The 13,074-nt window shown below is 41.6% G+C and carries 11 protein-coding genes; 8 read left to right on the top strand and 3 right to left on the bottom strand.

Going from position 1 to position 13,074, the window contains the following annotated elements; genetic code table 11:
- The 4 genes from yfcC (at position 1) to H5123_RS04925 (ending at position 5,734) form a co-directional block, all read left to right on the top strand.
- Positions 1-1,473 (top strand): putative basic amino acid antiporter YfcC, encoded by a 1,473-nt coding sequence (gene yfcC, locus H5123_RS04940; RefSeq protein WP_182697202.1) that lies wholly within the window; start codon positions 1-3, stop codon positions 1,471-1,473.
- Between the two features lie 8 nt (positions 1,474-1,481).
- Positions 1,482-2,645, top strand: coding sequence for a beta-aspartyl-peptidase (iadA, locus tag H5123_RS04935; protein ID WP_182697201.1), 1,164 nt, complete (start codon positions 1,482-1,484; stop codon positions 2,643-2,645).
- Between the two features lie 488 nt (positions 2,646-3,133).
- Positions 3,134-5,008, top strand: a complete 1,875-nt coding sequence (locus H5123_RS04930; protein WP_124015973.1) for a putative nucleotidyltransferase substrate binding domain-containing protein — start codon at positions 3,134-3,136, stop codon at positions 5,006-5,008.
- Between the two features lie 9 nt (positions 5,009-5,017).
- Positions 5,018-5,734, top strand: a complete 717-nt coding sequence (locus H5123_RS04925) for a 3'-5' exonuclease (RefSeq protein ID WP_182697200.1) — start codon at positions 5,018-5,020, stop codon at positions 5,732-5,734.
- 70 nt (positions 5,735-5,804) lie between these two features.
- Here H5123_RS04925 and H5123_RS04920 read toward each other — a convergent pair whose 3' ends face one another.
- Positions 5,805-7,385 (bottom strand): BCCT family transporter, encoded by a 1,581-nt coding sequence (locus H5123_RS04920; RefSeq protein ID WP_182697199.1) that lies wholly within the window; start codon positions 7,383-7,385, stop codon positions 5,805-5,807.
- 613 nt (positions 7,386-7,998) lie between these two features.
- Between H5123_RS04920 and H5123_RS04915 the strand changes: the two genes are divergently transcribed.
- The 4 genes from H5123_RS04915 to H5123_RS04900 are packed head-to-tail and all read left to right on the top strand — an operon-like array spanning position 7,999 to position 11,624.
- Entirely contained in the window at positions 7,999-8,655 is a 657-nt protein-coding gene (locus H5123_RS04915; protein WP_124015970.1) for a TetR/AcrR family transcriptional regulator, read from the top strand.
- Positions 8,652-9,593: an HlyD family secretion protein gene (locus H5123_RS04910; protein ID WP_182697198.1), complete on the top strand. Its 942-nt coding sequence runs from the start codon at positions 8,652-8,654 to the stop codon at positions 9,591-9,593. Before H5123_RS04915 ends, H5123_RS04910 begins: the two co-directional genes overlap by 4 nt.
- Positions 9,590-10,507, top strand: a complete 918-nt coding sequence (locus tag H5123_RS04905) for an ABC transporter ATP-binding protein (protein WP_182697197.1) — start codon at positions 9,590-9,592, stop codon at positions 10,505-10,507. Before H5123_RS04910 ends, H5123_RS04905 begins: the two co-directional genes overlap by 4 nt.
- Positions 10,497-11,624, top strand: a complete 1,128-nt coding sequence (locus H5123_RS04900) for an ABC transporter permease (RefSeq protein ID WP_182697196.1) — start codon at positions 10,497-10,499, stop codon at positions 11,622-11,624. Before H5123_RS04905 ends, H5123_RS04900 begins: the two co-directional genes overlap by 11 nt.
- Positions 11,625-11,725: 101 nt before the next feature.
- On the opposite strand, the gene H5123_RS04895 is transcribed toward H5123_RS04900, so the two are convergent.
- Both H5123_RS04895 and H5123_RS04890 read right to left on the bottom strand, forming a co-directional pair.
- A complete protein-coding gene (locus H5123_RS04895) occupies positions 11,726-12,043 on the bottom strand; it encodes a chaperone modulator CbpM (RefSeq protein ID WP_182697195.1) in 318 nt (105 codons plus the stop codon).
- A gap of 2 nt (positions 12,044-12,045) precedes the next feature.
- Positions 12,046-13,008: a DnaJ C-terminal domain-containing protein gene (locus tag H5123_RS04890; protein WP_182697194.1), complete on the bottom strand. Its 963-nt coding sequence runs from the start codon at positions 13,006-13,008 to the stop codon at positions 12,046-12,048.
- Positions 13,009-13,074: the final 66 nt, after the last annotated feature.

Genomic DNA, 13,074 nt, shown 5'->3' with positions numbered 1-13,074 from the left:
ATGAAGCCACAAACTGTTCGAGAAATGCCTGATGCATTTATCATTTTATTTTTTGTTGTGATGTTTGCAGCAATCGCAACTCACTTTATACCAGCCGGTTTTTTTGAAGTTACGATCAATCCACACACAAACAAATCTGAATTAGTTGCCGGGAGTTTTCAATTTGCAAGCCAGTACCAAGGTGTGCCTTTATTTGCTGAACATGGCGAAATTGGATTTCTAAATTTTGCCTTTGAAGGCATGGTTTCTGGAGATAAGTGGGGATCGTCTATTGGCGTAATGATGTTTATCATTATTACCGGGGGAGCCTTTGGCATCATCATGCAAACACAGGCCATAGACAATGGTATTTTAGCGCTCATCGCTAAAACGCAAAAGTTTGAATTAGCCTTTATTCCTATTTTATTTGTACTGTTTTCTGCTGGTGGCGCTATTTTTGGTATGGGTGAAGAAGCCATAGCATTTTGTATCGTCTTGCTGCCATTAATGCGGGCGATTGGTTACAACGGTATTGTGACCGTTTTAGTCACTTATGTCGCGACACAAATTGGTTTTGCCGCCTCGTGGATGAACCCATTTAGTGTTGCCATAGCACAGGGTATCGCTGATTTACCTTTAATGTCTGGCTTGCAGTTTAGAGTCGTCATGTGGTGTATCTTCACACTTGTTGGTGTGGTGTTTACGATGCGGTATGCCAAACAGGTAAAGAATAATAGTGGGTTATTAGATGATCATCTTGATGGTCATCTAACAATCCATAGCGACACTGACTCCAGCGCTGAAAATACCTTAAAAGCAAATATCACTCTAACCGATATCCTTATCTTAACCACCTTTGCACTCGGTATTGTTTGGGTTATTTGGGGGGTTATCGCCCGTGGATACTATATTCCTGAACTGGCAAGCCAGTTTTTTACTCTTGGTTGCTTAGTTGGCATTATTGCTATTTTTAGCGGCCGACTTAAGGTCAATGCTGTTGCTGATGCATTTAAAAAAGGCGCAATGGAATTATTGCCAGCAGCAATGATTGTCGGGATGGCAAAAGGCATTGTCATTATATTAGGCGGCGATCAAGCCAATACACCCTCAGTGTTAAACACCCTGCTTTACTATACCGGCTTGTTTTTAGGCGATTTGCCAAAAACAATCTCCGCCGTTTGTATGTACTTATTTCAATCGGTATTTAATTTCTTCATCGCTTCGGGGTCAGGCCAAGCTGCGTTAACCATGCCCATTATGGCACCGTTATCAGATATTTTAGGCTTACCAAGGCAAATTGCAGTATTAGCTTTTCAACTCGGTGACGGTCTCACTAATATTATTATCCCCACATCCGCTGCATTAATTGGTTGTCTAGGTGTTGCAAAAGTAGACTGGTTTGTGTGGGCTAAATTTATATGGCGATTTATGTTGTTACTGGCAGTGATATCAATCTCATTCATCGTGATTGCCGTAAGCATTAATCTCAGTTAAGGAATTTCATGAAATTATTTAAATCTGCTCACGTTTATGCACCCCAATATCTTGGTCAAAAAGATGTGCTGATTGCTGGTGATAAAATTATTGCCGTTGAAGACAACATCAACTTAATCGCCAACTCATTTATTGAAGTAATCCAAACTGATGGACTTATTTTAACTCCAGGCTTTGTTGATTCACTCGTGCATATTACCGGTGGTGGTGGTGAAGGCGGTTATACCACTCGCACCCCGGAGATGCATATTAATGAAGCCATAAAAGGTGGCGTAACGACTGTAATTGGAGTACTGGGAACAGATGCACAAACCCGAAGTTTAGAGAACTTACTCGCCAAAGCCTATGCCTTAGAAGAGCAAGGCATATCGGTTTACTGCTATACAGGTTCTTACCATTATCCTATGGTGACAGTCACTCAATCCATGAAACACGATATCATGCTTATTGAGAAGTTTATTGGTGTTGGAGAAGTGGCCATTGCTGATCACAGAAGTTCTCAATTAACCGCTCATGAAATGGCAAGGTTAACATCTGAAGCAAGAGTGGCCGGCATGTTAGCGGGAAAAGCAGGAATTGTAAGTGTGCATTTAGGCGATGAAAACAGTCGCCTAGATTTGCTTCATGATGTTATTGCACAATTTGATATTCCCATCACCCAGTACTATCCAACCCATATTAATCGCAGTCGCGCCTTGTTTGAAGCTGGGATTGAATTTACCACCAAAGGGGGTTATATCGACTTTACTACCAGTACAACAGCGCAAATTATTGAGCAAGGCGAAATACCGGCCGCACAAGCATTAGCCTTAGCGTTAAAACAGGGAGTACCTGTGCACCAAATCACCATGAGCTCCGATGGTAATGCGAGTTTGCCGGTATTTGATCACTTAGGTAAATTAATCGATTTACAAGTGGGTCAAGTCTGCAGTCTTCATCAAGCTATGGTTGACGCAGTAAAACAGTTTGACGTGTCAATTGAAGATGCTTTGACGTCGATAACTCTGTCCCCTGCGAGCATTTTGCAGCTTAAGGCTAAAGGTTGTATCGCAGCTGGGTTGGATGCCGATATTAATCTACTTAATGCACATACATTGGCAATAGAGGCGGTATACAGTAAAGGCGAACGAGTCTATTGTGACGGCGTATCTCAATTGAAAATACCGTTTTAAGCGATTATAAATATCTATATCAATAACACAGTGCCTGTTAACCCGGGCACAGTAAGTATAAGAGTCGCGTGATTCATCTTATGTTTTTAGTGATCTCATGTTTTAGTGATCTCATATTTTAGAGAACTTATATTTTAGTGATCTTTTTGTCCCATCATGTTAACTCAACAAGCAGCAACCTAGGTATCAATCACCACAAAGGTGCTTAAAATACAATCAAGCAAACCCAGTACGGTTAGCTATATCGGTATTGTTCAACAGCAGGTAGCAGCTTTTGTTACAACACAAGCACAGCAGTGATAGAATGAGACTTCCAAATTGACTATCGTTTGTCTTTACCTATTGTTTACTTATTATCTGCAATAACATCACCACTAAGCAGACTCAATAATCATCAACAACGATAGACGCCACTATTTTCGCGTTGATAGATTTGCATTTAAATACTATCAACGAAGCTCAGTCATCACATATTAGCAGGCCTATTTATGTCAGCCGAACTACTCGAAATTCAAAGCTTTATTGCCCAGTACGCTCCCTTTGATCAGCTTCCTGAACAAGTCATCATTGAAGTTGCCAAAAGCGTTGAAATTTCTTATTACCGTACCGATAGCATGATAGTTAATTTCACCGATAACATTACCGAACTGTATATGATCCGCAGCGGAGTGGTTGAGCTATATCGCCGTAAAGGTGAATTGTATAATCGCCTCGATCAAGGGCAATTATTTGGCCAAATGGGTTTACTGACTAATAATAAAGTTCGTTTCCCAGCCAAAGCGGTAAAAGATACCCTGCTATATTGTATTCCAGAGTCAGTATTTACTGATTTGTGCGAACATTACGACGATTTCGCCGATTTTGTAGAGGTTGAAGATACCACGCGTTTAAAACAGGCTGTAAAAGGTAAAACCAGTGACAATGCGCTGACCACATCTAAGGTGAAAACCTTACTGACTCGGGAAGCTCTGGTGCTTCCCTGTAATACGACAATCCAAGCCGTGGCCAAAATTATGGCCGACGAGAATATTTCTGCAGTATTAATTAATGATCCGACGATAGAAAATCAACAAGACAGCAGTTTCGTTGGCATTATTACTGAGCACGATTTGTGTGCAAATGTAATTGCTGCAGGCATCAATGTTGACAATCCTATCTCACAAGTCATGACGACTCAGTTGTTTTCACTGGATCATAACGCATATATCTTTGAAGCCATGCTGCTTATGTTGCGTAATAACATTCACCATCTGCCTATTTTAAAGAATAAAAAACCCATTGGACTGATCGAAGTTGCGGATATTATCCGTTACGAATCACAAAATAGTTTGTTATTTGTCAGCAGTATTTTTCAGCAAAAAAGTAGCGAAGATTTAGTGTTTCTTTCTGCACAGCTGAAAAATTGTTTTGTGCGTATGGTTAATGAAGATGCCAACTCCCACATGGTTGGTCGGGCAATGTCAGAAATTGGCCGTAACTTTAAACAGCGTTTGTTAGAACTGGCGGAAGAAAAATTTGGCCCGCCACCTGTGCCCTACTGCTTTTTAGCACTGGGGTCGATGGCCCGTGATGAGCAGCTGATGGTCACCGACCAAGACAATGCCATTATTCTCGACAATAGTTATCAAGTCGCCTTGCATGGTGCCTACTTTGAACAGCTAGCAAACTTTGTCTGTGATGGTTTAGCCGCCTGCGGCTACAGCTATTGCACCGGTGATATTATGGCCAGCAACCCAGAGAACCGCAAAACACGTGCGCAGTGGGAAGAATGTTTCGGTGACTGGATAGACAATCCTAATCCACAAGCGTTATTAAATTGCTCAATTTTCTTTGACCTTACCGGTGTCTATGGCCGCATCAAATGGGCTGAGCAGTTAAATGCATTTATTCTTAGAAAAGCAAAGAAAAACAACCGCTTCTTAGCCTGCTTGGCACACAATGCTCTTAACCGTAAACCTCCGCTGGGATTTTTTAAAGATTTTGTAATGGAAAAAGATGGTCGCCACAATAACTCGATTAATTTAAAACGTCGTGGTACTGCACCATTGGCGGATTTAATTCGAGTACATGCCTTAGCCATCGGTTCGCAATCACAAAACTCATTTGAACGCTTAGAAGATATTATCGAAGCGGGTATTCTGCCCACCTCAAAAGGTGAGGATTTACAACATGCCATGGAGCTTATCTCTCTGGTTCGCTTGCGCCATCAGTCGTCAGATATCGAATCTGGTATTGAACCTGATAATAATATTGAACCAGAAAGTATGTCTGATTTTGAGCGACGTAACCTTAAAGATGCTTTTTTAGTGTTAAGTAATGCGCAAAACTTTTTAAAATATCGTTATACAGCCAACAAACTTTAAGGCTAACTCATGACCAATTTCAGCGATAACGAAATTTTAAACTGGGCAGCGTTGCTTAAATTAAAAGCAAAAAATAGTAAAGATCGACGACTATATGATTTTTATCAAGCGGGTACCTACTGCAATGAAACTCCATTGAGCGACATTGAATTTGTCGCGCTTGATTTTGAAACTACTGGCCTAGATTCGCAGCAAAATAGCATTATTAGTATTGGTCTAGTGCCGTTTAATTTACGGCGAATTTTTTGCCGTAAAGCCAAAAAATGGTATCTAAATCCACAAGATAAACTCCAAGAAAACTCGATTATTATCCACGGTATTACTCACTCCGACTTACAAGGAGCACCTGATCTGTTGCTTATTTTAGAACAGCTTTTAGATGAACTGGCAGGTAAAGTGGTCGTGGTACATTATCGCCATATTGAACGTGATTTTCTGGATCACGCTTTACGACTGTTGATTAATGAAGGCATTGTCTTCCCAGTGATTGATACCATGCAAATTGAAGCTAATTTACAACGGGCTAAATCTCAGGGAATATTGAGTTTTTTTAAACCCAAACACAAGGTGTCAATTCGACTGGCTAATACTCGAGAGCGTTACAACTTACCCGCTTATGCACCTCATGATGCCCTAACCGACGCGATTGCCACTGCCGAGTTACTACAGGCACAAATTAACTATCATTTTAGCTCTGATACTGAAATTCGAAAATTGTGGCTATAGTCCCACCGATAACCATTAACCCATAAAAAAGCCGATGAATTAATCATCGGCTTTTTATTACAGATTAAGACTAGCCTTTATTATGTTTCTCGGTGCGCATGCCTAACAGCAAGCTGACACACATGATTAACAGAATAATGGTAAAAGGTAATCCTGTTGATATCGCGCCGGCCTGCAATGCTTCAATCGCTTCAGTACCACCAACCCACAATAATACCGCAGCGATAGCACCTTCGATGACAGCCCAGAAAATACGCTGTGGGATCGGAGCATCTATTTTGCCACCAGCTGTAATACTGTCGATAACAAGTGAACCTGAATCAGAAGAGGTAATAAAGAACACCAACACTAAAAGTACCGCCAGCATTGATAACAGATTACCTAATGGCAACGAATCAAACATTTGGAACATCGCTAATGGCACTTCTGTTAGCCCTTTGCTGCCCAATGTACCGACATTATTGATCACTTGATCGATAGCGATACCACCAAATACAGACATCCATAAAATGGTTACTACAGTTGGAACAATCAATACAGTGGCCAGAAATTCACGAACGGTTCTTCCGCGTGAAATACGGGCAATAAACATACCCACAAACGGAGACCAAGAAATCCACCAAGCCCAATAAAACACAGTCCAACCATGCATCCAAGCTTCATCTTCACGACCGATAGGATTGCTCAATGGAATAATATTTTTCACATAGCCCATTACCGTGGTCGGAATCGTCCCCATGGAAACGGCAAAAGTAACAAGTGCAACAAACACAAGTAAAGCAACCGCAAGTAACATATTGATGTTACTGATCACTTTAACACCGCCTTCAAGACCACGTACCACAGAAATAACAGCAAGTAATGTGACAACCACAATAATCGTGATTTGTAAGGTTAAGTCAGCTTCGATACCAAAAACATGTTGGAATCCGCCAGCGGCTTGTTGAGCACCTAAACCTAATGACGTTGCAAGACCAAATAATGTGGCTAATACCGCTAAGATATCAATAATGTGTCCAGGCCAACCCCAAGTACGGTCACCCAAGATAGGATAAAAAGCAGAGCGTATTGAAAGTGGCAAACCTTTGTTATAAGCAAAGAAAGCCATAGACAAAGCAACAACTCCATAAATTGACCATGGGTGTAATCCCCAATGGAACATAGTTGCACCAAGAGCAAGCTCTGCCGCTTCAGGTGTATTAGCAACCACATTCAGTGGCGTTTCATACCAACCAGTGTAATACGCTAAGGGCTCAGCAACCCCCCAAAACATCAAACCAATCCCCATACCAGCAGCAAAGAGCATTGCTATCCAAGAAAGCCTAGAATAGTCCGCTTTAGCATCATCGCCACCTAAACGAATTTTACCGTAAGGAGATAAAATTAATCCGATACAGAAGAGCACGAAAAAATTCGCAGACCACATAAATAGACTGTCAAAAGCGCCTATAATCTGCCATTTCAAACCGTCCAAAAATTCTTTTGATGTTGCCGGATCAATAATTAAAATTGCAATTAAAAAGGTCGCTATTAGACCTGCACTAATACCAAAAACGGAATTATGAATATCAAAGCCCCATTTTTGGATATTATCCTGCCCCACAGTATAATCGGTATTATCTATACTGTATTTGTCCTTATTTATCTTCATAAATCCTCTGTTAGAGCCGCCAGCCCTGTAAATTTGACACTCAATTCAGTTCTTGGTGGGGATTTTAACAAAATAAGCTCATCATTTCAGGATTATTTAGAAATCAAGCATATTTACAAAAATAATCCTCTTTAAAAACAATCAACTGAATCAAAAATAATTATAAATAAACTGCTGTATATTAAATATATTTCCCTATAAATTATCTTTATTCAATATTGTAATAGTTGATCTTATGAGGATATAAGAGTTGATTTAGCCTCAGTAGACTATTATTAGATTTTTGCCTGCTAAAAACTCAACAAGATTAATTTTTACACACAGCAAGATACGCGAAAAATATATTCATTTCTTGCGCCATTAGAGAGTTAGCTTTTAATCATATTCATTATTATTCAGGCCATTTTTTTACGCTAATATAATTACTTAAACCATATTATAGCTTAGTTGATAAAATGAATTATTGAGCTTGCTGCACGATAATTATTGGTCTTACCAAAATACGGCTTATTAATATAATTCCGCACGAGATCCTATATTGGGGAATTAATATCCTATTCTCTTAGTCAGTATTTGTTATTATTCATCAATAGATGAATTAACGGAGTTTGATATGGCTGATAAACCGGGAAGACCCAAAGGGGAGACACAAACTCGCGCGGCACTGATAGAGGCGGCAAAAGGATGCTTTCTTCATAACAGCTACGATCGTGTGTCTATTCGCGAACTCGCTCGGCGTGCTGGCGTAGATGCAGCAATGATCCGTTATTACTTTGATTCTAAAGCTGGTTTGTTTGAAACCATGGTGAGAGAAACCATTGCTCCTGTGGCCAGTGTATTCAAGCATGATTTAAAAAAACAACAGAACTCACCAGAAGCATTAATGCGCGCTTATTATCGCATAATGGAACATGTCCCCGCCCTGCCTCGGCTAATTTTCCAATCATTAAATCAACAGGCCAGTGATGAGGCATTCATCATAGTATCGAATGTTATTCATGAAATGCTCGGTTATGCAGGCGACTGGATTAAAGAATTATCCGACCAACAAAAAATCAACCCACAGCTCGATCCCAAATGGGTCCGCTTAAGCTTTATTAGCTTAATGGTCTTTCCATTAATTGCTCCCAAAGTGTTACTCAAACAAATGAATCTCCCCCTGAGCGAGTCTATGTTAGACCAACTGATTGCCCACAATATGCTGGTGATGAATCAAGGACTGTTTCAAGTTCCACCTCTAGAATCTTCAGGACCAGGAGTCCAAAAATGAAACCTCATCTAATTTACTTGCCGATTATTTTGCTCTTCGCGGGCTGTACCGCTGAAGAAGGTAACCGCGCAATGGGTTTAATTGAACGGGATCGGATCATGCTTTCAGCACCGGTTACAGAGCAGATTAGCTCGATACAGGTAAAAGAAGGACAACAAGTCAACGCAGGAGACTTGTTACTTCAACTTGATCCTCGGCACGCGCAATGGCTTATTAACCAACGACAAGCGACGCTGACTCAAGCCCAAGCAAAACTTAAGCAATTGCAAACCGGGACTCGGTTAGAGCAACTTGCCGCCGCTAATGCAGCAATGCTTGCCGAACAAGCTCAAGCCCAAGAAGCAGAACGAAACTATGTGCGCATGAAAGACCTTTGGTTTAAAAAAATTGTCGCCAAAGCCGATTTTGATTCAGCCAAAGCAATAAAAGATCAAACAGCTGCACAATTAACCCAAGCAAAACAGCAATGGTTAGAGCTTAAAAATGGTACCCGCAGCGAAGAAGTTGTCCAAGCACAAGCTCAAGCTGATGCGGCACAAGCATCATTGGCCGATGCCCAGCAATCTCTAGCCGAATTAAGCATTCGAGCCCCTAAAGCTGGAGTGGTAGATGTTTTACCTTGGAAACTTGGCGATCGAGTCGCAGCGAACGTGCAATTAGTGACATTGCTAGCCAGTGATCGACTTTACGCGCGAGTATATTTGCCCGCAACGGCTCTGGGTAAAATTAACCGCGGTGACACTGTAGCGGTGTGGGTTGATGGTTATGAACACCCAGTAACCGGGACGGTTCGCAATATCAGAAGTAGCCCAGCGTTTACACCTTACTTTGCTCTAAATGAACGAGATAGAGCAAGGTTAATGTATTTAACTGAAATAGACTTACCTATTGATGCAAACTTGCCTAATGGTCTGGGTGTTGAGGTTCGTTTACCATGAATGACTTCGAAAATGTGATCGAAACACAAGGCTTAACCCGTCAGTTTGGCGATTTAGTCGCGGTAGATAAACTCGATTTACAGGTACCTAAAGGCAGCATTTACGGTTTTCTTGGCCCCAATGGCTGTGGTAAATCAACCTTAATTAGAATGTTAACTGGGTTATTAAAGCCTACTGCGGGCGAAGCCACCATTTTAGGTTTACCGTTGCAAGGAAATGAAGAATTACTTAAAAGCCGAATCGGCTATATGACGCAGAAATTTTCCTTATACGACAATTTAACGGTATTGGAAAATATGCGTTTCGTGGCGGCTATCTACAGTGTTAAAGACAAAAAACGCATAACCGACTTACTGGGCCAATATGGTCTCGAGCAGCAACAAAAGCAGCTAGCAGGCACCATGAGCGGTGGACAAAAACAACGTTTGGCGCTGGCCTGTGCCACTATGCACCGCCCTGAACTGCTGTTTCTTGACGAACCAACATCAGCTGTTGATCCACAAAACCGACGTGATTTTTGGGAGCATTTATTTGATCTGAGTAATAGTGGCACAACGATTTTGGTATCGACGCACTATATGGATGAAGCTGAGCGCTGTCATCACTTAGCCATTCTTGAAAATGGTATCAGACGAGCAAATGGCACGCCGCGTGACTTAATGCAATCAATGGGAGCCACGGTTATTGAAGTCAGTGGCAATAATATAAGAGAGTTAAAACAGAAACTGTCGACTGTTGATGCAATTATTTCTGCGTCTCAATCTGGTACGCGCTTAAGGGTCCTGGTGAATGAGTCGATATCGGAGCCTCTGCAGTTCCTGAGTTCTATTTGTCAGCAATATCAGCTTGAAATTGTTCGTCCGAGTCTTGAAGACGTATTTGTCACCAGCACCGGAGGTCGCAATGTGGGATAGATTAGTGGCGATTGTTGTCAAAGAAATGAAGCAACTGTCTCGAGATCGGATGACATTTGGCATGATAGTGATGATCCCATTGTTGCAGTTAATGCTATTTGGGTATGCCATTAACACCGACATTCGCCATGTGCCCGCAGGCATCATCGATATGAGTCAAACCACCTATAGCCGAGCCGTCACTCAGACGATAATCGCAACTCAAGCAGTGGATTTTCAATATCAATATTATTCTATCGAGCAAGCGGAGAAAGCGATTACCAATGGTGAAGTCAAAGCCGTACTTTATTTACCCCTTGATTTGCCTCAACGTTTACTCATCCATCCTGCATTTGATGCCAAACAAGGTTCATCGCAAATCACGCGTCCGGTAGGTCAATGGCTTTTGGACGGTTCCGATACTATGGTAGCCGCAACAATTCGCTCATTGAGGAATTTACCGTTGGACGAAGTGGCTAACCGCTCAGCCAGCATGAGTGTGCCGACATTTGAAGTGGTCGAATACTTTAATCCTGAGCAGCGATCTGTGGTTAATATTGTTCCTGGATTACTGGCAGTTATCCTAACAATGACAATGATTATGTTTACATCTGCGGCCATTGTACGTGAGCAAGAACTGGGAAATATGGAGTTTTTAATTGCAACTCCGGTTCGGCCACTGGAACTGATGCTGGGTAAAATCATTCCGTACATTTTGGTAGGACTCATCCAAGTCGCGATTATTCTTAGCGCTGGGCACTGGATCTTTGCTGTTCCGGTTCGCGGTGGATTAGACTCTTTGTTACTGGCGTCTTTCTTATTTATCTGTGCCAGTTTATCACTAGGCTTAGTGATAAGTACTATTGCGAAAACTCAACTTCAAGCCATGCAATTAACCATTTTTGTGTTGATGCCCTCAATTTTATTATCTGGATTTATGTTTCCTTATGAAGCCATGCCGATTGGAGCACAATGGGTATCGGAAGCTTTACCTGCAACCCATTTTATTCGTATGGTACGAGGCATTGTGCTTAGAGAAGCGGAAGTCATGTCATTAAGCCAGGATGCACTGTGGCTACTGGGCTTTACCTGTCTTGGGGTACTATTAGCGGCAAAACGGTTTAATAAGCATCTATAAAGACTCAAAATAAGCGTTGGGCATTACATAGCCTGCGCTTATTTTGCATCTACAAATAAAGGCACAAAGCGCGTTAACCTTACTAAGGCAGCGGCATAAGGCTATACCTTAAAACGGTTAAGTTGCTGTTTTAGCGTATACACTTCATGCTCTAATCTGTCTCTTTCATTGAGTAATTGTAAAATTAAACCGACGCCACCCCAGTCAAGTGCAAAATCACGTTGTATACGAGTGGCTTTTTTAACTTGATGTAAATTCTCGACACTAAATTGCCATTGCTCTATCACCTCCCCCTGCTGTGGAATGGCAATACTATGCTCCACAAGCTCCAGTAGTAGTGCCAGGCTAATATCGCTGCATTCACACAATTCATCACTGCTCAACCAACTATCTTGTTCACTTATATTAATCTGCAGCATGATTATTTACTCCAACTGGCACGAGGGTCGAATGTATTTTTTTCGGCTAATTCAGTCCATAAATTTTTGCTTGTTTCATCTGATACCGTCGGCACCACAATTTTCAGCAGCGCAAATAAATCGCCTTGCTGTTTTTTACTCAGTAACCCTTTACCTTTTATGCGTAATCGCTGTCCAGATTGACTATTAGCAGGAATACTTAATTGGATGTGACCTGTTAATGTTGGTAATTTAACCTTAGTGCCCAGCACGGCTTCCCAAGGTGCTACAGGCACTACAATAGTTAAATCTCGCCCGTCGACATCAAACAAAGGATGAGGCGCAAAACGAATTTTCAAATACAAATCACCGTTGTCGGCTTTGGTTTGCCCCGGTCCACCTTGGCCTTTAAGACGAATACGTTCACCATTGGCTACACCGGCAGGAATGTTAACTTTTAGCGATTTGGGGTGTTCAACAATATGACCATCTGCATCGCGTTGTTGAAGAGTAAACGAGACAGGCTTAAGCGTGTCGGCCAATGTTTCTTCAAGAAACATCGGGAACTCCATTTCAATGTCTTGGCCTTTTGCAGGTTGAGTCTGTCGACCTTGATATTGGCCACGAGGATCAAAGCCTGTATGCCTGCCACCAAAAATTGAATTGAAAAAATCAGAGAATTCTTGATCCGTTTGAGGATCGCTTTGCTGTTGGCCCCAATCTTGGCCGCCAGCTGCGTGATTTGCATATTGATTTTGGCTTCGGTTTAAATGATGCTGACGCACTTCATCGTATTCAGCACGCTTTTTAGCGTTATGTAATATCGCGTAAGCTTCACCAATTTCTTTGAATTTTGCCTCTGCATCATCATGCTTGCTCACATCGGGATGATACTTGACCGCGAGTTTTTTATAAGCGGCTTTTACCGCCTTATCATCCGCTTGAGGATCTATGCCTAATACCGTGTAATAGTCTTTAAAATTCATGTTATCCCCTAACAAAAACACGTTTGCAACGGAGTGTCGGACTGCTTTAAACACAGCTACATTAAT

Source organism: Shewanella sp. SR43-4, from assembly GCF_014163845.1.
Classification (GTDB): domain Bacteria; phylum Pseudomonadota; class Gammaproteobacteria; order Enterobacterales; family Shewanellaceae; genus Shewanella; species Shewanella vesiculosa.
The sequence above is the reverse complement of the archived record's forward strand: the minus strand, read 5'-3'. Positions and strand labels throughout refer to the sequence as shown.